The organism is Brachybacterium subflavum (assembly GCF_009299795.1).
GTDB classification, from domain to species: Bacteria; Actinomycetota; Actinomycetes; order Actinomycetales; family Dermabacteraceae; genus Brachybacterium; species Brachybacterium subflavum.
Genome location: NZ_VIGP01000003.1, coordinates 311,789 through 330,636 on the forward strand (window position 1 = coordinate 311,789; position 18,848 = coordinate 330,636).

At 71.6% G+C, this 18,848-nt stretch carries 17 protein-coding genes, 1 tRNA gene and 1 other RNA gene; 11 read left to right on the forward strand and 8 right to left on the reverse strand.

What is annotated here, in order from left to right:
• Position 1: 1 nt before the first annotated feature.
• Complete coding sequence (gene aceE / locus FHG10_RS08500; protein WP_152352890.1) at positions 2–2,749, reverse strand: pyruvate dehydrogenase (acetyl-transferring), homodimeric type; 2,748 nt, start codon at positions 2,747–2,749, stop codon at positions 2–4.
• A gap of 352 nt (positions 2,750–3,101) precedes the next feature.
• Here aceE and FHG10_RS08505 point away from each other — a divergent pair, with 352 nt between their 5' ends.
• Complete coding sequence (locus FHG10_RS08505) at positions 3,102–3,521, forward strand: DUF3052 domain-containing protein (RefSeq protein ID WP_227488135.1); 420 nt, start codon at positions 3,102–3,104, stop codon at positions 3,519–3,521.
• Between the two features lie 72 nt (positions 3,522–3,593).
• A tRNA-Val gene (locus FHG10_RS08510) sits at positions 3,594–3,667 on the forward strand.
• A 63-nt stretch (positions 3,668–3,730) separates the two neighbouring features.
• On the opposite strand, the gene FHG10_RS08515 is transcribed toward FHG10_RS08510, so the two are convergent.
• From FHG10_RS08515 to FHG10_RS08525, 3 genes are all read right to left on the reverse strand, one after another.
• A complete protein-coding gene (locus tag FHG10_RS08515) occupies positions 3,731–3,940 on the reverse strand; it encodes a hypothetical protein (protein WP_227488136.1) in 210 nt (69 codons plus the stop codon).
• Between the two features lie 323 nt (positions 3,941–4,263).
• Complete coding sequence (locus FHG10_RS08520; RefSeq protein ID WP_152352892.1) at positions 4,264–5,133, reverse strand: class I SAM-dependent methyltransferase; 870 nt, start codon at positions 5,131–5,133, stop codon at positions 4,264–4,266.
• Between the two features lie 7 nt (positions 5,134–5,140).
• Complete coding sequence (locus FHG10_RS08525) at positions 5,141–5,371, reverse strand: hypothetical protein (protein ID WP_152352893.1); 231 nt, start codon at positions 5,369–5,371, stop codon at positions 5,141–5,143.
• Positions 5,372–5,587: 216 nt separating this feature from the next.
• On the opposite strand from FHG10_RS08525, the gene FHG10_RS08530 reads away from it, so the two are divergent.
• Genes FHG10_RS08530 through FHG10_RS08545 form a run of 4 tightly spaced genes read left to right on the forward strand, consistent with a single transcriptional unit; the run spans position 5,588 to position 8,874 of the window.
• The gene (locus tag FHG10_RS08530; protein ID WP_152352894.1) at positions 5,588–6,874 is read left to right on the forward strand and encodes a cysteine desulfurase; all 1,287 of its coding nucleotides are present in this window, start codon (positions 5,588–5,590) and stop codon (positions 6,872–6,874) included.
• 11 nt (positions 6,875–6,885) lie between these two features.
• The gene (gene sufU, locus FHG10_RS08535) at positions 6,886–7,353 is read left to right on the forward strand and encodes a Fe-S cluster assembly sulfur transfer protein SufU (RefSeq protein WP_152352895.1); all 468 of its coding nucleotides are present in this window, start codon (positions 6,886–6,888) and stop codon (positions 7,351–7,353) included.
• Positions 7,350–8,294: a Nif3-like dinuclear metal center hexameric protein gene (locus FHG10_RS08540; RefSeq protein ID WP_152352896.1), complete on the forward strand. Its 945-nt coding sequence runs from the start codon at positions 7,350–7,352 to the stop codon at positions 8,292–8,294. The genes sufU and FHG10_RS08540 overlap by 4 nt, the downstream gene beginning before the upstream one ends.
• Before the next feature lie 4 nt (positions 8,295–8,298).
• Positions 8,299–8,874, forward strand: a complete 576-nt coding sequence (locus FHG10_RS08545) for an AAA family ATPase (RefSeq protein ID WP_193636240.1) — start codon at positions 8,299–8,301, stop codon at positions 8,872–8,874.
• A 4-nt stretch (positions 8,875–8,878) separates the two neighbouring features.
• On the opposite strand, the gene yaaA is transcribed toward FHG10_RS08545, so the two are convergent.
• The gene (yaaA, locus tag FHG10_RS08550) at positions 8,879–9,712 is read right to left on the reverse strand and encodes a peroxide stress protein YaaA (protein ID WP_193636241.1); all 834 of its coding nucleotides are present in this window, start codon (positions 9,710–9,712) and stop codon (positions 8,879–8,881) included.
• A gap of 91 nt (positions 9,713–9,803) precedes the next feature.
• Between yaaA and rnpB the strand changes: the two genes are divergently transcribed.
• An RNA gene (rnpB, locus tag FHG10_RS08555) (RNase P RNA component class A) lies at positions 9,804–10,181 on the forward strand.
• 55 nt (positions 10,182–10,236) lie between these two features.
• Here rnpB and ppgK read toward each other — a convergent pair.
• Both ppgK and map read right to left on the reverse strand, forming a co-directional pair.
• Positions 10,237–11,016, reverse strand: a complete 780-nt coding sequence (gene ppgK / locus FHG10_RS08560) for a polyphosphate--glucose phosphotransferase (RefSeq protein ID WP_152352898.1) — start codon at positions 11,014–11,016, stop codon at positions 10,237–10,239.
• A 136-nt stretch (positions 11,017–11,152) separates the two neighbouring features.
• The gene (gene map / locus FHG10_RS08565) at positions 11,153–12,040 is read right to left on the reverse strand and encodes a type I methionyl aminopeptidase (RefSeq protein ID WP_152352899.1); all 888 of its coding nucleotides are present in this window, start codon (positions 12,038–12,040) and stop codon (positions 11,153–11,155) included.
• A gap of 37 nt (positions 12,041–12,077) precedes the next feature.
• Between map and FHG10_RS08570 the strand changes: the two genes are divergently transcribed.
• Positions 12,078–12,260 (forward strand): SPOR domain-containing protein, encoded by a 183-nt coding sequence (locus FHG10_RS08570; RefSeq protein WP_152352900.1) that lies wholly within the window; start codon positions 12,078–12,080, stop codon positions 12,258–12,260.
• Positions 12,261–12,293: 33 nt separating this feature from the next.
• Here the strand turns inward: FHG10_RS08570 and panB are convergent, their stop codons facing one another.
• A complete protein-coding gene (panB, locus tag FHG10_RS08575; protein ID WP_152353201.1) occupies positions 12,294–13,112 on the reverse strand; it encodes a 3-methyl-2-oxobutanoate hydroxymethyltransferase in 819 nt (272 codons plus the stop codon).
• Positions 13,113–13,413: 301 nt separating this feature from the next.
• On the opposite strand from panB, the gene FHG10_RS08580 reads away from it, so the two are divergent.
• The 3 genes from FHG10_RS08580 to FHG10_RS08590 all read left to right on the forward strand — a co-directional run bounded on the left by FHG10_RS08580 (position 13,414) and on the right by FHG10_RS08590 (position 18,704).
• A complete protein-coding gene (locus FHG10_RS08580) occupies positions 13,414–14,097 on the forward strand; it encodes a hypothetical protein (protein ID WP_152352901.1) in 684 nt (227 codons plus the stop codon).
• 141 nt (positions 14,098–14,238) lie between these two features.
• Entirely contained in the window at positions 14,239–15,576 is a 1,338-nt protein-coding gene (locus FHG10_RS08585) for a glutamine synthetase family protein (RefSeq protein ID WP_152352902.1), read from the forward strand.
• A complete protein-coding gene (locus tag FHG10_RS08590; protein ID WP_152352903.1) occupies positions 15,573–18,704 on the forward strand; it encodes a bifunctional [glutamine synthetase] adenylyltransferase/[glutamine synthetase]-adenylyl-L-tyrosine phosphorylase in 3,132 nt (1,043 codons plus the stop codon). The genes FHG10_RS08585 and FHG10_RS08590 overlap by 4 nt, the downstream gene beginning before the upstream one ends.
• The last annotated feature ends 144 nt before the right edge of the window (positions 18,705–18,848 follow it).

The following is an 18,848-nucleotide window of genomic DNA, read 5'->3' on the forward strand; positions in this document are numbered from 1 at the left end:
ATCAGGACTCGCCCCCGAACGAGCCGGACTCGCCGGCGTTGGTGTTCAGCAGGTCGTACTTGGCGATGGCCTCGGACACGACGGCCGGGTCGATCTTGCCGTCCTTGGCGAGCAGCTGGAGGGCCTTGACGACCATCGAGTGCGCGTCGATCTTCAGGAAGCGGCGGGCGGCCGGGCGGGTGTCCGAGAAGCCGAAGCCGTCGGCACCGAGCACGCCGTAGCGGCCCGGGATCCACTCCCGGATCATGTCGGGCACGAGGTAGTCGTAGTCGCTCGTGGCGACGAACGGGCCCTCGGTCCCCTCCAGGCGCTGCGAGATCCACGGGACACGCGGCTCCTGATCGGGGTGGAGGAAGTTGTGGTCGTCCGCCTCGATGGCGTCCTTGCGCATCTCCGTCCACGAGGTCACCGACCAGACCGCGGCGCGCACGCCCCAGTCCTCGGCCAGGATCTCGCGGGCATGGCGGGCCCACGGCACGCCGACGCCGGAGGCGAGCAGCTGGACCGTGGGCCCGTCGCCGTCGGAGACCGGCTCGAGCTCGTACATGCCCTTCAGCAGGCCCTCGACGTCGAGCCCCTCGGGCTCGGCCGGCTGCACGATCGGCTCGTTGTAGACGGTGATGTAGTAGAAGACCTCCTGGAGGCGGTCGTCCTCGCCGTACATGCGCTTGAGGCCGTCGCGGATGATGTGCCCGATCTCGTACCCGTAGGCCGGGTCGTAGATGACGGTGCCGGGGTTCGTGTACGCGAGGATCGGCGAGTGGCCGTCCATGTGCTGCAGGCCCTCACCGGCCAGCGTCGTCTTGCCGGCGGTCGCGCCGATCACGAAGCCCTTGGCCATCTGGTCGCCCGCGGCCCAGAAGAAGTCGCCCGTGCGCTGGAACCCGAACATCGAATAGAAGATGTAGAACGGGATCATCGGCAGGTCGTGCGTGGAGTACGAGGTGCCCGCGGCGGTGAAGGCCGAGGTCGAGCTGATCTCGTTGATGCCCATGTGCTTGATCTGCCCCTGGGCCGACTCCTTGTACGCGAGCAGCAGGTCGCGGTCCACGGAGATGTAGTTCTGGCCGTCGGGGTTGTAGATCTTCGCCGTCGGGAACAGCGAGTCCATACCGAAGGTGCGGGCCTCGTCGGGGATGATCGGGACCCAGCGCTTGCCGGTCTCCTTGTCCCGCATGAGGTCCTTCAGCAGCCGCACGAGCGCCATCGTGGTGGCGATCTCCTGCTTTCCGGAGCCCCGCTTGACGACCTCGTAGGCCTTGTCGCCCGGGAGGTCCATGGCCTTGTGGACGTTGTTGCGCTCGGGGACCCCGCCGCCCATGACGTCGCGGCGCTTCTCCAGGTAGCGCATGGCGGGGGAGTCCGCCGGCGGCATGTAGAAGGGGGCGTCGTAGACGCTGCCCGACTCGAGCTGCTCGTCGTCGATCGGGATCTGCAGGGTGTCGCGCAGCGCCTTGAGGTCCTCGAGGGTGAACTTCTTCATCTGGTGGGTCGCGTTGCGGCCCGCGAAGCTCTTGCCCAGGCGGTAGCCCTTGATGGTCTGGGCGAGGATCACGGTGGGCTGGCCCTTGTGCGCCAGCGCCTCCTGGAAGGCGGCGAAGATCTTCTCCGGGTCGTGGCCGCCGCGGTTGAGCTTCCACCAGATGTCGTCGTCGCTCATCGACTCCACGAGCGCCTTCGTGCGCGGGTCGCGGCCGAAGAAGTTGTCCCGGATGAAGCCGCCGTTCTCGGCGCGGTAGGTCTGGAAGTCGCCGTCGGGAGTGGCGTTCATGAGGTCCACGAGCGCGCCGTCGTCGTCGGCCGAGAACAGCGGGTCCCAGCCGGAGCCCCACACGACCTTGATGACGTTCCAGCCGGCGCCGCGGAACTGCGCCTCGAGCTCCTGGATGATCTTGCCGTTGCCGCGCACCGGCCCGTCCAGGCGCTGCAGATTGCAGTTGACCACGAAGGTGAGGTTGTCCAGGTGCTCCTTGGCCGCGATGTGCAGCGCGCCGCGGGACTCGACCTCGTCCATCTCGCCGTCGCCGAGGAACGCCCAGGTGTGCTGCTGGGAGGTGTCCTTGAGTCCGCGGTTCTGGAGGTACCTGTCGAAGGACGCCTGCTCGATCGCGTTGACCGGACCGATGCCCATGGACACCGTCGGGAACTCCCAGAAGTCCGGCATCGCGCGCGGGTGCGGGTAGGAGGGCATGCCGTGCGCGCTGGACTTCTCCTGGCGGAAGCCGTCGAGCTGCTCCTCGGACAGGCGGCCCTCGAGGAACGCGCGGGCGTAGATGCCGGGGGAGGCGTGGCCCTGGAAGAAGACGTGGTCGCCGCCGCCCTCGTGCTGGCGGCCGCGGAAGAAGTGGTTGAAGCCGACCTCGTACATCGAGGCGATCGACGCGTAGGAGGAGAGGTGCCCGCCGACGCCCACGCCCGGACGCTGCGCGCGGTGCACGATCATCGCCGCGTTCCAGCGGATGATGTTGCGGATCTCCTTCTCGAGCGCGAGGTCACCGGGGTACTCCGGCTGGTCCTCGACCTCGATCGTGTTGACGTAGTCCGTCATCAGCGAGTCGGGAAGATGGAGATCGGCCTGGCGCGCGTGCTGGATTACGTGCTGGAGGACGTCGGTCGCCCGGTCGTCGCCGCGATGCTCGATGAGCTCGTCGACCGAGTCGAGCCACTCCCTGGTCTCCTCGGGATCCGGATCCTCCGCGTGCGCGGGGAGGTTGATGCCGATGGGACGCGGGGTGTCGTTCGTGGTCACGCTGTCCTTCTCTCTTCCGAAGCAGGGCGTGGATCCGGGGGTCGCGCCGATGCGAATCGCGAATCGGGGAACAGACCCCGGACCTCGTCTTCCGACAGCGTACCCGCGGGGTGCGGGCCGGAAGGCCCCGTCGGGACCGGTGTGGTTGATGACTCGCTCACGTCACGGGAGAGGCAGCGTCGTGGTCGCGGCGCGGTCCGGATCGTCCGATGTGACCGCGGATCGCCCCTGATCGGGCGTTCTCTGCGCCGACGATGTGACCGGCGCGATGTCCTGGCATAGACTCGGCGCGAGCAGGAGGGGGCCCACGTCCTCCTCCCATCGTTGTCCCCAGCTGAGAAGGAGCATTTCGTTGTCACCGTCGGCAGACGCCACCGCGTCCGGTCCCACCGCAGAGGGCCTCGGGCTGAGCAAGGGCCAGGTGGTCCAGGAGTTCGGCTACGACGACGACGTCGACCTCGAGCTGCGTGATGCGATCGAGGACCTCATCGACGCGGACCTCGAGGACGAGGACAGCCAGGAGATGGTCGACGCGGTCGTGCTGTGGTGGCGCGAGGGCGACGGCGATCTCACCGATGCCCTCGTGGACTGCCTCGGGATGCTGTCCCCCGGCGGCCCGATCTGGGTGATCACCCCGAAGGCCGGCCGCGACGGACACGTGCTGCCCGCGGAGATCGACGAGGCGGCGAGCACCTCGGGCCTGCGCACCATGGGCAACCAGAACCTCGCCCCCGAGTGGTCGGGCACGCGGCTCGCGAGCCGCCAGGCCTGAACGGGTGACGGGTCTCCGGGGCCGTACCGGCGGCTCCCGCGTCCGCACCGACGGGCCTGCGGGCCCGTCCTCGGGTCAATAGCTCAGCTGGTCAGAGCGCCACGTTTACACCGTGGATGTCGGGGGTTCGAGTCCCTCTTGACCCACATGCAGAAGAAAGCCCCCGGCCGGCGCGGATGCGCGGGTCGGGGGCCTTCTCGGTCGATCGCTCAGACCAGCTCGGGCTGGGGCTCCGGGCGATGCTCGGAGGAGAGGTCCACCTCGATGACGGGGTAGACCTTGCCGTCCTTCCACGTGGTGGAGAGGTCGGTGGAACGGTCCGAGAGGCTCAGGTAGCGCAGGCCGGCGCTCTGGTCGCGCAGGACGACGGGGCGCTGGGCGCCGCGGGGCATGCGGCGCATGGTGGTCGTGGTGTGCATCTGTTCTCCTTCGGCGTCGGCAGGGCCGACGCATGACGGCGTCGGCAGGGCCGACGCGAGGTTCGGTGCGCCGCCGGGGGTGCCCGGCGGCGGGTGGCGGGTGCGCGACGCGATCTGCGCGTCAGCTGCACGTGTGGGCGGTGCGTGTTCTCCGTGGTCTCCTCCACGAGAGGCGGAGCTCGCACATCTGCCCGTCGCCGCAGCGCCTCATGCCGGTCCCGCCCGCTCGCCGCGGACGGCTCGCTGCGTGACGGCCCCGTGGGAACGGTCCATCGGGCGGCGCTGCGCCACCACGATCCCTCACAACGCCCCGAAGTGCACGCCTATTCCCTCTCAGGGCGTGTCCACGCAGGTGGCGGGGTGACCTCGCACACCGCGGTGCGGTCGTCGGCCCCGAGATGCACCCGCAGGACCGACGTGGCCTCTCTGCCGGTCTCCGCCGTGCCCGCCGCCCCCGCCGTCCCGGTCGTCGCGCGCTCCCGTGCCAGCGTCCGCGCCTGGTCCACGTGCATCTCCAGCAGGATCCGCCCTCCCTGCGCGAGCCACGCCGGACCCTGCACGAGGATCCTGCGGGCCACATCCAGTCCGTCGGCCCCGCCGCGCAGGGCACGTGGCGGCTCGTGCTCGCGCGCCTCGCGGGGCAGCAGCGCGAGCGCGCGGTCCGGGACGTAGGGAGGGACGGCCGCGATCACGTCGATCGTGCCGCGCATGGCGAGGGGCATCGCCGCGAAGAGATCCCCGACGTGCAGCTGCGCGCTCGAAGGGAGGTTCGCCCGCGCGCACTCGAGCGGGAGCGGGTCGACGTCCGCGACATGCAGGCGGATCCCGGGCACGCGCGCGGCGCTCACGCTCGCGATCGGCGCGACTCCCGCGCACAGCTCGACCAGCAGCGGATCGTGCCCCGACCGCCGTGCGGCCGCGCAGGCTGCGGCCACGGCGAGGCGCGCGAGCAGGCGGCTGCGCCGACGCGGCACGAAGGCCCCTGGGCGCACCTGCAGCCGGAGCCCGCAGAAGTCGACCTCTCCGAGCACGTGCTCGAGCATCTCGCCGGCGATGCGCCGGGCTGCCGTCTCCTCGAGATGGTCGGAATCCTGCGCGTGCGCGCGCAGGAGAGCGGCCTCCTCCTCGGCGAAGACGCTCCCGGCCGCGCGCAGCCGCACGACGAGCTCGTCGACCTCGGCCAGCTCGTCCATCGACGGCTCAGCTGGGCAGGCGCGTGAGCGCGTAGGCCGCGAGGAGCACGGCGACCAGCACCACGAGCACCACGACCCAGATGACGGCCGTGCGGGCGTCGTGCTGCTTCTCGGCCGGAGTGCGAGGCCGGTGCGGAGCGGCGGCGTCGGACCGCAGTCGCTGGACCATGCGGATGATCGCGGCGACGAGCGCGCCGAGGACGACGACGCCGAAGACCAGGAACATGAACGTGGGCACGGCCACACCCTCTCACGGGTCGACCCTGCCGCGGCGCACCCCGCGTTCCTATACTGAAGGGCCAGGCAGCGGGTCGCGCCCATGCTCCTCTCGGATGCTCGTCCTGTCTCGGATGCTCGTCCTGCGAGGTCCTCCGACTCCGGGGCATTGCGACGCCCCGAGGTCGAGAGCACCGGCATCGTCCTCTGCTGCTCCTCTCGCGTCGGAAGGCTCCGTATGCCCGCGCCCCAGGCGCCCACCGCTGTTGCACCGCTCGACGTCGCCGCGATCCGCGGGGACTTCCCGATCCTCGACCGGATGCTCGACGGGACGACCCCGCTGGTCTACCTCGACTCGGGAGCGACCTCCCAGCGCCCCCGGCAGGTCATCGACGCCGAGGTCGACTTCCTCACCCGTGACAATGCCGCCGTCAAGCGCGGCGCGCACCGCCTCGCCGAGGCCGCGACCGACGCCTACGAGGGCGCCCGCGACCGGATCGCCGCGTTCGTCGGCGTCCCCCGTCCCGAGCAGATCGCCTTCACGAAGAACGCCACCGAGGCGCTGAACGTGCTCGCCCTCGCGCTCGGCGACCCCACAGCCCCCGAGCACCTGCGAGTGCGCGAGGGCGACGAGATCCTCGTGACCGAGATGGAGCACCACGCGAACCTCGTCCCCTGGCAGGAGCTCGCCCGCCGCACCGGCGCCACCCTGCGCTGGATCCCGCTGGGCGAGGACTTCCGCCTGGACCTCTCCGGCCTCGAGTCCCTGCTCACCGAGCGCACGAAGGTGCTGGCGCTCGCCCACCAGTCGAACGTGCTGGGCACGGTGAACCCCGTCGCCGAACTCGCGGCGAGGGCGCACGCCGTCGGAGCGCTCGTGGTGCTGGACGCCTGCCAGTCAGTGCCCCACATGCCGACCGACCTGCCCGCGCTGGGTGTGGACGCGGCGGCCTTCTCCGGGCACAAGATGCTGGGGCCGACGGGGATCGGCGTGCTCTGGGGCGCGGGCGAGCTGCTCGAGCAGCTGCCCCCGGTGCTCACGGGCGGCTCGATGATCGAGACCGTCACGATGGAGCGCACCACCTTCGCCGAGCCGCCTGCGCGCTTCGAGGCCGGCACGCCGCCGATCAGCCAGGCCGTCGGCCTCGCCGCCGCCTGCGACTACCTCGACGCCCTGGGCATGGAGGCCGTCGCGGCCCATGAGCGCGATCTGACCCGCCGCGCGATCGAGGGCCTCGAGCAGCTGCCCGGCGTGCGCATCATCGGGCCCTCGCTCGACGTCGAGCGCGCCGGAGCCGTCTCCTTCGACCTCGCGGGTCGCCACCCGCACGACGTCGGCCAGGTGCTCGACGCCCGCGGCGTCGAGGTGCGCGTGGGACACCACTGCGCCTGGCCCCTGCACCGCAGGTACGGCCTCGCCGGGACCACCCGCGCGACCTTCTCCGTGTACACGACGCCCGCGGAGGTCGACGCCCTGGTCGAGGGCATGGGCGCCGTCATCGACTTCTTCGCCCGCTTCGAGTGAGAGGAGCTCCCATGGACCTCACCTCCCTGTACACCGACATCGTCTTCGAGCACGACAAGCGGCCCCTCCACGCGGGCCTGCGCGAGCCCTACGAGGCGGAGGTGCATCACGTGAACCCCACCTGCGGGGACGAGATCACCCTGCGCGTGCACCTCGCGGGCGATCCCGAGGACCCGCGCATCGAGGACGTCTCGTACGACGCGACCGGCTGCGCGATGAGCCGCGCCTCGGCCTCGACGATGAGCGATCTCGTGATCGGCCGAACCCTGCGGGAGATCGAGCCCGTCTCCGCGCACATGGACGCCGTCATGCACGCCCGCGGACGCGAGGAGGGGGACGAGGACCTGCTGGGCGATGCGGTCGCCCTGGTCGGTGCCTCTAAGTTCCCCAATCGCGTGAAGTGCGTCCTCATGTCCTGGAAGGCGCTGCACGCCGCGGTCATCGAGGCCGGCGGACCCGTCGACGGGGCCACCGCATGAACGGCGGTGCCTCCGCCCGCCGCCTCGCCGAGGTGCTCGAGGTCCTCGAGGGCGCCTATCCGCTGCGCTGGGCGGAGGACTGGGACCGTCCCGGGCTCGTCGTCGGCGACCGCCGGGACCCGGCCCCCGCCGTGGATCGCGTGCACCTGGCCGTCGACCCGACCCTCGCCGTCGTGCGCGAGGCGCGCACGGCGGGAGCGCAGCTGCTGGTGACCCATCACCCGCTGCTGCTGCGCGGTGCGTCCTTCCTGCCGGCCGACACCGGCAAGGGCGCGGCCGTCACCGAGCTCGTCCGCGCCGGGATGTCCCTGTGGTGCGGGCACACGAACGTGGACCGCTCCAGCCTCGGCACCGTCGGCGCCTGGATCCGCGCGCTCGGTCTCGAGGACGTACGGCCCCTCGCCGCAGGGCCGACGGACGGCGAGGCCGCGCAGGCCGCGCACGGCTCGGAGCTCATCGGCCTCGGCGTCGTCGGCTCGCTGGGGGAGGCGGGGACGGAGGGTGCGACCACCGTCGGCTCCCTGGCCGATCGCATCGCCGCCCTGGTCCCGGCGACCGCTCAGGGCGTGCGCTTCACCGGCGATCCCGAGCGGCCCGTGCGCCGGGCGGCCGTCTGCCCGGGCGCCGGCGACTCCCTGCTGGAGACGGTGGCCGCGAGCGACGCCGACGTCTTCATCACGTCCGACCTGCGCCATCACCCGGCGCTCGAGCACCTCGAGTCCGCGGCCGACGAACGGGCGGTGCCCGCCCTCATCGACGTCGCCCATGCGGCGAGCGAGGCGCTGTGGCTTCCGCTCGCCCGCGAGCTGCTCACCGCCGCGATGCCGGGGATCGCCGTGAGCATCTCCGAGCTGTCCACCGACCCGTGGGCCGGCCGCGCCGCCCCCGCCTTCCCCGGTGCGCCCGGCGGCCGCGGCGCCTCCACCGGCCGCGCACACTGAGCCCATGCCTCCCGCCGCGCCCGGCCGCACGCCCCGCCTCGTCCTGCTCAACGGAGCGCCCGGGGTCGGCAAGTCGACGCTCGCGAGGCTCCTCGCCGAGGACCGTCCGCTGACCCTCGCCCTGGACGTCGACCAGCTCAAGCACGCGCTCGGCGGATGGGAGCAGAACACTGCGGTCTCCGGTCTCCGTGCCCGGGAGCTCGCGCTCGCCCTCATCGACGTCCAGCTCGCCGCGGGGCAGGACGTGGTCCTCGGCCAGTACCTCGCCCGTACCGCCTTCGCCGAGCAGCTCGAGGCCGCGGCCGCCCGCGCGGGCGCCGAGTTCCGGGAGTTCCTCCTGGAGGTGGACGCTCGCACGCTCGCCGCGCGCCTCGCAGCCCGCGCCGCGGACCCCGAGAGGCCGGAGCAGGCGGTCAACGCCCGCCTCGTCGGCCCGGAGGACGCCGAGCGCCTGCTCGCATCCCTCGACGCGATGCGCAGCGCCCGACCGCAGATGCGGAGCGTCGACGCGCGCGGCGACCTCGAAGAGACCGCCGATGCCGTGCGCGCACTCCTCGGAGGGGACACCGAGCGGCGCTGAGCGATCAGCCCCGATCGAGCCGCCCGGATCGCTCGCCGGGACCGAGCCGCTGCGGCCTCCGCTGCTCCTGCCCGCGGTCCACGAGCACCAGACGACCGCCCTCGATCTCGACCCCGAGCCGTCCGGCGAAGGTCTCTTCGAGGAGCGCCATGAGCGCATCCTCGTCGGGCAGGGGCCGCGGATCCTCGAGCAGGGCGCGGGTCAGCAGGCCGCGGAAGCGCTTGGCGTCGTGCGAGATCACCGTGCGCTTCCCGCCCGCCTCCTTCACGGGCGCGACCTCGAGGACGTGCACCCCTGCACGGGCCTTCACCGGCATCATCGTGCGATAGGAGCCGGACCGGCAGTCCAGCACAAAGGGCGAGGGCGAGGCCGCGACCTCCTCGAGGATCCCGGGAACGAGGGGCGAGAGATGCGCACGCCACCACGAGGCCGCCTTCCCGAGCCGGTGCACGCGCGAACCGGCGGAGAGCCGGTAGGCCGGGATCCGATCGGCTCCCGCGTCGACGAGTCCCAGCAGGGCGCTCTGCACGAGCACGCGGCGGTCGGGGCCGGGACGGGCGTCGCCGAGCTGGTCGAAGAGGACTCCGGAGTAGACGCTGAGCGGGGCGGCCGCGGGCTCCTCGTCGATCGCTGCCATCCGCGCGACGAGCTCCGGGGCGCTCGCGGGGACGCCGAGGTCCTCGGCGGCCGTGCGGCCCTGCGCCGTCGCGCGCGCAGCACGCAGCATGCGCTCGCGCGGGGTGCGGAGGGAGGCGTGGCCCAGCTCCTCGAGGACCAGGGGAGGGGCGGATGCTTCCGGTCGGGTCTTGGTCTCCGACGGCGGCAGCAGGATGAGCAACGGGGTTCCTTCCGAGTGGGCGGGTGCGGGGGTGTGAGGCGCGGCCCGTGGTGCGGGACAGGGCCCTCGGGGGACTAGGATCGTGGGCGGACCAGTCGGCCGGGCAGTCGCGTCTCCGTGCGCATCCTGCGGGATGCGCCGCGGAGCCGAGGAAAGTCCGGGCTCCTTCCGGCACGGTGGTGGGCAACACCCACCCGGAGCGATCCGCGGGACAGTGCCACAGAGAGCAGACCGCCTGCCCGCAGCCTCGTGCTGCGGGCCGGTAAGGGTGAAAGGGTGGTGCAAGAGACCACCGCGGTCCTGGTGACAGGGCCGGCACGGCAAACCCCACCGGGAGCAAGGCCAGACAGGGGACGCACGCAGGTCGCCGGACCGAGTCCCCGGGTAGGCCGCTGGAGGTCGTCGGCAACGGCGATCCGAGAGGGATGACTGCCGATCACAGAACCCGGCTTACAGGCCGGCTGGTCCGCCCCGGCGCCCCGGGGCACGGAAGCCCCGTCCGGCTGCTGCCCTTCCTCATGCGGTCAGTCCTTCTTCTTCTCCTTCTTGGCCTTCTTGCGCTCCTTGCGGGCGAGCACGGCCGCGCCGATGATCCCGGCCTCGTTGCGCAGCCCCGCGGGGACGATGGGGGCCTTCAGGTCCAGCAGCGGCAGGAACTTCTCGTGCTTCTTCGAGACCCCGCCGCCGACGATGATCAGATCCGGCGTGAACAGGAACTCGAGCAGCTCGTAGTAGCCCTGCAGCCGCTCGGCCCACTCCGCCCAGCTCAGGTGGCCGCGCTCGCGCGCCGAGTCGGCCATGTGCTTCTCGTAGCTCTCGCCCTTGTACAGGATGTGGCCGAGCTCGGTGTTCGGCACGAGCTCGCCGTCGTTGAACAGCGCACTGCCCACGCCCGTGCCGAGCGTCGTCATGAGGACGACGCCCTTCTGCCCGGCCCCCGCCCCGAACTCCATCTCGGCGATGCCCGCGGCGTCCGCATCGTTGACGACGAACACGTCGTGGCCGGTGCGCTCGGTCAGCAGCGCGTCCACGTCCGTGCCGATCCAGGAGGCGTCGACGTTCGCCGCGGTCTTCGCGACGCCGTGCTGGATGACTGCGGGGAAGGTCACGCCCACCGGCATGTCCTCGTCGATGTCGAAGGAGCCGATGAGCTGCGCGACGGTGTCGGCGACAGCATCGGGCACCGAGGGCTGCGGGGTCGGGATGCGCAGTCGGTCGTCGGCGAGCCTGCCCTTCTTCAGGTTCACCGGGGCGCCCTTGATGCCGCTGCCGCCGATATCGATGCCGAATGCTTCCTTGCTCATCGTCTCTCCTCGCACGGGCCGCGAGCCGGGCGTCGCGGGCCTTCCGAATGCGCTCCGTCCGGGCCAGTGCCCGTGAGCTGAGGACAGTGTGACAGAGCGGAGGGGATCATCCGGACATCGCCCGCGCGCGGGATCGTCAGACGACGGTCAGCAGCTCGTAGCCGTCCTCGGTGATCACGAGGGTGTGCTCGAACTGGGCGGTGAAGGAGCGGTCCCTCGTGACCACCGTCCAGCCGTCGTCCCACTGCTCCCAGTCCTGGGAGCCGAGGGTGACCATCGGCTCGACGGTGAAGGTCATGCGCTGCTCGATCACGTCGTCGAACATCGGCGCGGAATCATAGTGGGGGATCACCAGGCCGTTGTGGAAGCCCTCGGCGACGCCGTGGCCGGTGTAGTCGTGCACGGACTCGTAGCCGAAGCGGCCCACGTACTTCTCGATGACCCGGCCGATCACGTTGACCTGCCGGCCGGGGCGGCCGGCGCGGATGCCGCGCATCATGGCCTCCTCGCTGCGCTCGACGAGCTCGGCGACGCGCGGATCGACCTCTCCGATCAGGAAGGTCGCGTTGGTGTCGCCGTGCACGCCGTTCGTGAAGGCGGTGACGTCGACGTTGAGGATGTCGCCCTCCTGCATCACCGTGGAGTCCGGGATGCCGTGGCAGATGACCTCGTTGAGGCTGGTGCACACGGACTTCGGGAATCCCAGGTAGCCGAGCGGCGAGGGGTACGCGCCGTGGGAGACGATCACGTCATGGACGACGGCGTCGATGTCGTCGGTCGTGGCGCCCGGGACGGCGGCCTCGCCCGCCGCCTGCAGCGCGAGAGCGGCGATGCGGGACGGCTCGCGCATGCGCTCGATGATCTCCGGGGTCTGCACGTGGGGACCGGAGTCGGAGACCGCCTCGTCCTTGCCCACGTACTCCGGACGCTCGATCGAGGCCGGCACCACCCGTGAGGGGCCGACCGTCCCGGGAACCAGGACCTCACGGCCCTCCGGGCGGATCCATCGCTGCTCTACAGTCATGGGGGCAGTCTCTCACCGCAGACGTCAGGAGCAGTCGATGAGCCCGAGCGAGTTCTACTACAACATGGACACCGGCGAGGTCGAGGAGGGCAAGCAGTCCTCGGGCAGCGAGCTCATGGGTCCCTACCCGACCCGCGAGAAGGCGGCGTCCGCGCTGAGGACCGCCGCCCAGCGCAACGAGGCCTGGGAGGGCGAGGACCAGGACTGGGACGAGGAGTGAGGCGTCCCCGCGGCCGTCACCCGAGCGAGGAGCTCACTCGAAGGAGTGCTCGGCCGTGGGGTACTCCCGGCTCTCGACGGCGGTGCGGTACTCGCCCGCGGCGCGCAGCAGCTCGCCGCGCAGATCGGCGAAGCGCCGCACGAAGCGGCCCTCGAAGCCGGAGAGACCCGCCATGTCCTGCCACACGAGCACCTGCCCGTCGCAGTCGGGGCCGGCGCCGATCCCGATCGTGGGGATCTCGAGGAACTCGGTGATGCGTCCGGCGACCTCGCTGGGCACGAGCTCGAGGACGACGGCGAAGGCGCCCGCCTCCTGCAGCGCCTGGGCATCCTCGGCGAGACTGTCCGCGGCAGCGTGATCGCGACCCTGCACGCGGTGCCCGGAGAGCGCGTTGACCGACTGGGGCGTGAAGCCCAGGTGGCCCATGACCGGGATCCCGGCGTCGACCAGAGCGCGGACGGTGTCGGCGCGCGCGGCGCCGCCCTCGAGCTTCACGGCCTCGGCGCCCGCGCGCAGGAGCTCGACGCCGTGGCGCACGGCCTCGGCGGCGTCGACCTGGTAGGTGCCGAAGGCGAGGTCCGCGACCACCAGGGGACGGCGCACGGCGCGGGAGACGGCGCCGGTGAACGTCAGCATGTCCTGGTGGGTGGTGTGCACGGTCGAGTCATAGCCGAGCACGGTGGTTCCGGCGGAGTCGCCCACCAGCAGCACGTCGATCCCGGCCTCCTCGAAGACCTGCGCGCTGAGCGCGTCGTACGAGGTGAGCATCGAGAAGGTGCGTCCGGCGTCCTTCGCCTCCTGGAGGTGGCGCAGGCGCACCTTCGCGGGGCGGTGGGACCGCTCGGAGGGCATCGGGACGGCGGACGTGTTCACGGGGATCCTCCACGGGGCAACGGATGCGGAGCCCGGCCGACCCGGCCAGGGCCGTCCCAGCCTAGCCGCCGCAGGGCGCCGTCGGCCGCCCGGAGCGGGCAGTCGGCTCGGCGGAGGGATCGCGGCCCTCGCTCCCAGCAGTCCGACCACCGGGGTCGCTGCCCGGATCGGTCCCATGGGCAGTTCTCCCCATGGCGGGCTCCCAGGGTCCATGCAAGTATTCAGTCACTCGGCGGTCACAACCGTGGCCGGCACTCACCGAATCACGAGGGGTAGAACGATGAAGACCAGGATCCGAGGAATCGCGAAGGGCCTCGCCGTGGGGACCGGCTCGCTCGCGCTGGCGCTCTCGCTCGCCGCGTGCGGCGGCAGCAGCTCCGATGACGCGTCGGGCGATGACGGCGGCAAGATCAACGCAGGGGATTCCTCCGACTCCGACGCCAGCGGCGACGACGCCTCGGCCGCCGACGACACGAGCTCGGACGAGGCCAGCGACGACTCTTCGTCCTCCGACGACGCGTCGGCCTCCGGCGACAGCTCGGACGACTCCTCGAGCGATGATTCGAGCGCCTCGGACGACTCCTCCTCGGATGACTCCTCCTCCGACGACTCCTCCGGCAAGGAGATCACGAAGAACGACGAGAAGGCCGCCGTCAAGAACCTCAAGAGCTTCTACGTCGCCATGGACGACGACGACTACGAGAAGGCGTGCAAGTACGTCAAGAAGGAAGACTCGATGGGGCTCACCGACGAGACCTGCGCGAGCACCCTCGAGCAGGCGTCGGGCAGCTACCCGGACGACATCGCCAAGTACATCGACCAGGTCGACTTCAAGACCAAGCCCAAGGGAAGCGACACGATCGTCGTGACCGTCAGCGGCGCGGGGGACCAGAAGCTCTACATGGCCCGTGACGACGACGGCGAGTTCCGCATCGATCTCCTGCAGACGGGGATGGATTCCTGAGGCTGAGCCTCGAGCACCTCACCACGGCGAGAGGGGCGGGCACCGCGCGGTGCCCGCCCCTCTCGCCGTCTGCGCGCCCGCACGGCTCCACTGCCACGTGCGACGGTCCGCCGGAGCGCACCCATGCGGCACACTGGACCCATGGAACGCCACCACGATGCTGTCCTGCGCACGGTCGCCGAGAAGGACGTGCGGTTCATCCGCCTCTGGTTCTGCGACGTGGTGGGGACGCTGAAGTCCATCGCGATCTCGCCGGAGGACCTCGAGACAGCGTTCGACGAGGGCATCGGCATCGACGGCTCCACGATCGAGGGCTTCACCCGGGCCTATGAGTCAGACATGCTGCTGCGTCCGGACCCCGCGACCTTCCAGATGCTGCCGTGGCGCGGCGAGGTCGAGGGCACCGGCAGGATGATGTGCGACGTCCTCACGCCCGACGGCGAGCCCGCCGCCTCCGACCCTCGCCGCGTGCTGCGCCAGGTCGCCGACCGCGCCGCCGACCAGGGCCTCGACCTCTACGCGCACCCCGAGATCGAGTTCTACCTGTTCAAGGAGCCGTGGGCGCCGGGGCGCCCGCTGCAGCCCGTCGACAACGCCGGCTACTTCGACCATGTCCACAAGGGGCAGGGCCAGGACTTCCGCCGCACGGTCATCAAGTACCTCGAGCAGATGAACATCCAGGTCGAGTTCTCGCACCACGAGAACGGGCCCGGGCAGAACGAGATCGATCTGCGCTACGCCGATGCGCTCACCACGGCCGACAACATCCTGAGCTTCCGCACCGTGGTCAAGGAGGTCGCCCTGGGCATGGATCAGGTCGCGACCTTCATGCCCAAGCCGATGATCGAGCATCCCGGCTCGGGCATGCACACCCATCTCTCGATGTTCCAGGGCGGCCGCAACGCCTTCCACGAGCCCGGTGCCGAATACGGACTCTCGCGCACGGGCCGCCAGTTCATCGCCGGCCTGCTGCGCCACGCCTCCGAGTACTGCGCCGTCACCAACCAGTTCGTGAACTCCTACAAGCGCCTGTGGGGCGCGCAGGAGGCGCCGAGCTTCATCACCTGGGGGCACAACAACCGGTCGGCGCTGGTCCGCGTGCCCTTCCACAAGCCCACCAAGGGCACAAGCTCGCGCGTCGAGTTCCGCGGCACCGACTCCTCGTGCAATCCCTACCTGGCCTTCGCCGTGCTCTTCGCCGCCGGCCTGAAGGGCGTCGAGGAGGAGTACGAGCTGCCCGAGGGCGCGGAGGACACCGTCTGGGAGCTCACCGACCGCGAGCGCCGCACCATGGGCATCGAGCCGCTGCCCACCGACCTCTACCGCGCGCTCGAGGTCTTCGAGAGCAGCGAGCTGATGGCCGAGACCCTCGGTGAGCAGGTCTTCGAGTTCTTCCTGCGCAACAAGCACGACGAGTGGCGGCGCTACCGCGAGCAGGTCACCTCGCGCGAGCTCGAGACGTCCTTCTTCGCAGGATGACCCCGCGGCCCCCGTCCCCCTCGCCCTCGACCGCGTCCTCGTCGGCCGAGCCGCCGAGCACGACCGGCGCCCTGGCGCGCCTCGGCTTCACCCGCACCGACCGTGTCCAGCGCTTCCTGGCCGAGCCCGCCCTCGCGGGCCTCGGCCCGCGGGCGGCGGAGGCCATCGGCCGCGTACCGGACCCCGACGAGGCCGTCCTCGGCCTGCTCCGCTTCGCAGAGGCCTCCCTCGAGGCGGGCCACGAGCGCGAGCTCGGCGAGCTGCTCGGCAGCGTCGGGGAGCGAGGCGGCCCGGGGGAGCGGCTGATCCGGGTGCTGGGCACCTCGGTGGCCCTCGGCGACTTCCTGACCCGCCACCCGGATCGGGCCGTCGCCCTGCACAGCGACGAGGACACGCTGACACTCGACGCGGCGGACGTCCGCGCGCGCATGCTCGGCGCGGTCGGCGCCGTCGCGGGCGCCGAGATCCCGCTCGCCTCGCTCAGCGGCCGCGAGGGCCGCGACGCCCTGCGCATCGCCTACCACGAGCGGCTCCTGCAGATCGCCGCGGCCGATGTCACCGCTCCCGATCCCGTCGCCATCCAGCCCTATGTCTCCGCGTCCCTCGCCGACCTCGCGGGCGCGTCCCTCGAGGCCGCGCTCGCGATCGCCCGCACGGCCGTCGACGACCAGGAGACCGTGCGCCTCGCCGTCCTCGCGATGGGCAAGACCGGGGCCCGCGAGCTGAACTTCATCTCCGACGTGGACGTCGTCTACGTCGCGGCTCCCGCCGCCGAGGACGTCGACGAGCGCACCATGACCGCTGTCGGCTCCGCCCTCTGCCGCGAGCTCGCCCGGGTGTGCGCGGACCGCACCGGCGAGGGGTCCCTGTGGCAGGTCGATGCGAACCTGCGGCCGGAGGGCAAGGACGGCGAGCTGGTGCGCTCCCTGGACTCCTACCGCCGCTACTACCAGCGCTGGGCGGAGTCCTGGGAGTTCCAGGCCCTGCTGAAGGCCCGCTTCGTCGCGGGCGACGCGGAGCTCGGCCGCGCCTTCGAGGAGATGGTCGAGCCCTGGATCTGGCAGGCCTCGACCCGCGACGGCTTCGTCGAGGACAGCCGCGCCATGCGCCGACGCGTCATCGCCCACATCCCGCACGCGGAGGCCGACCGCAACATCAAGCTCGGCCCGGGCGGACTGCGCGACGTCGAGTTCACCGTGCAGCTGCTGCAGATGGTCCACGGGCGCACCGACGAGTCCCTGCATGTGCGAGGCACCCTGCCGGCCCTCGAGCGCCTGGGTGCGGGCGGCTACATCTCCCGTCGCCACGTCGTCGAGCTCGACGGCGCGTACCGCTTCCTGCGCACCGTCGAGCACCGGCTGCAGCTGCATCGCATGCGACGCACCCAGGTGCTGCCCACGGCGGAGGCAGACCTGCGACGCCTCGCACGCAGCGTCCACATCGCGCCGCAGGACTTCCGGGGGGTCTACGAGCGCACCCGGCGCCGCGTGCGCCAGCTGCACGAGGAGATCTTCTACCGACCGCTGCTGCTGACCGCCTCGCAGCTCAGCGACGACGAGGTGCGGCTCTCGGCCGAGTCCGCGCGGGCCCGGCTCGCGGCGATCGGCTACCGGGACCCGCGCCGGGCCGTGGACCACATCCGGGCGCTCACCGAAGGCATCTCCCGGCGCGCCGCGATCCAGCGCCAGCTGCTGCCGGCGCTGCTCGAATGGTTCGCCGACGGGATCGATCCCGACCTGGGTCTGCTCGCGTTCCGCCGGCTCTCGGACACCATCGGCTCGGCGCACTGGTACCTTGCCCTGCTGCGCGACAGCGGCGTCGCCGCCCGGCGCCTGACCCGCGTGCTCTCGAGCTCCCGGTTCGTCGGTGAGCAGCTCGAGAAGATCCCCGAAGCCGTGCGCTGGCTGGGCCGCGACGACACCCTGCGCCCGCTCAGCCGGGAGAAGCTGCACGAGGAGTTCCTCGCCGTCATCCGCCGCGTCGATTCCATCGAATCCGCACAGGACCTGCTGCGACGCGCCCGCCTGCGCGAGCTGCTGCGGATCTCCATGGCCCACCTGCTGGGGCTGCTCGACGCGCGCGCCGCCGCCCGCGGCCTCACCGACCTCGCCGAGGCCGTCCTCGAGGCGGGCCTCCTGGTCGCCTACCACGCGGTCGCGCGCGAGCGCGGGGCGATCGGCGAGGACGTCGCCCCGGTGCGCGACGACCTCGAGCTCAGCGCCCGCGACCTGCGCGAGAGGCGCTCGGACCCCTCGCGGGCGCTCGGCGTGGAGATGGCCCTCGTGGCGATGGGCAGCTTCGGGGCCCGCGAGATGGGCTACGCCTCCGACGCCGACGTCCAGTTCGTCTTCGCCGACCGCGGCGCGGGGGAGCAGGCCGGCACGATCGCCGTCGCGATCGCGACCCAGGTGCAGCGGATCCTCAACGCGCCCTCGGCCGGTGCGGACATGAAGGTCAACGCCGATCTGCGGCCCGAGGGGCGCAACGGGCTGCTCGCCCGCAGCCTCGACGCCTGGCGCGACTACTACCGGCGCGACGCCCTGACCTGGGAGAAGCAGGCCCTCGTGCGCGCACGCGTCGTGGTCGCCTCGCGAGATCTGCAGGAGCAGATCGAGGCCGCCATGGACCTCCACCGCTATCCCCGCGGCGGCCTCGGGGCGTCGGCCCGACGGGAGATCGCGACCATGAAGGCGCGCGTGGAGTCCGAGCGCCTGCCCCGCGGCACGGATCCGGCCCGTCATCTCAAGCTCGGCCGCGGCAGCATGACCGACGTCGAGTGGGTGGCCCAGCTGCTCGTGCTCGAGCACGGGCACGAGGTCCCCGAGCTGCGCAGCCCCACGACCCTGCGGATCCTCGAGGAGGCCCGACGCGCGGAACTGCTCACGCCGCGGCAGCAGGAGGACCTCACGGGGGCCTGGACCCTCGCCTGGCAGATGCGCCGCGCGATCTTCCTGTGGCGCGGCCGCGAGGGCGACGTGCTCCCCGCCGACCGCATCGATCTCTACGCGGTCGCGGTGCTCGTGGACGGCGATGAGGGCAGCGCCTCCGAGCTCGAGGAGAACTATCTGCGCGCCACCCGCCACGCGCGCACCGTCGCCGAGGAGATCATCTTCGGCGACGGCGACTGATCGGCCCCGGTTCGTCGGGCATCGCGAGCGGCCGGCGGGGCTGTGGTCGGATGAGGACGTGGACGGACGGAACCCCGAGGGATGAGGACGCCGACGGGAGAGCGAGCACACATCCGTCGCCCGCCCGTCCACAGCGTCCCGCCC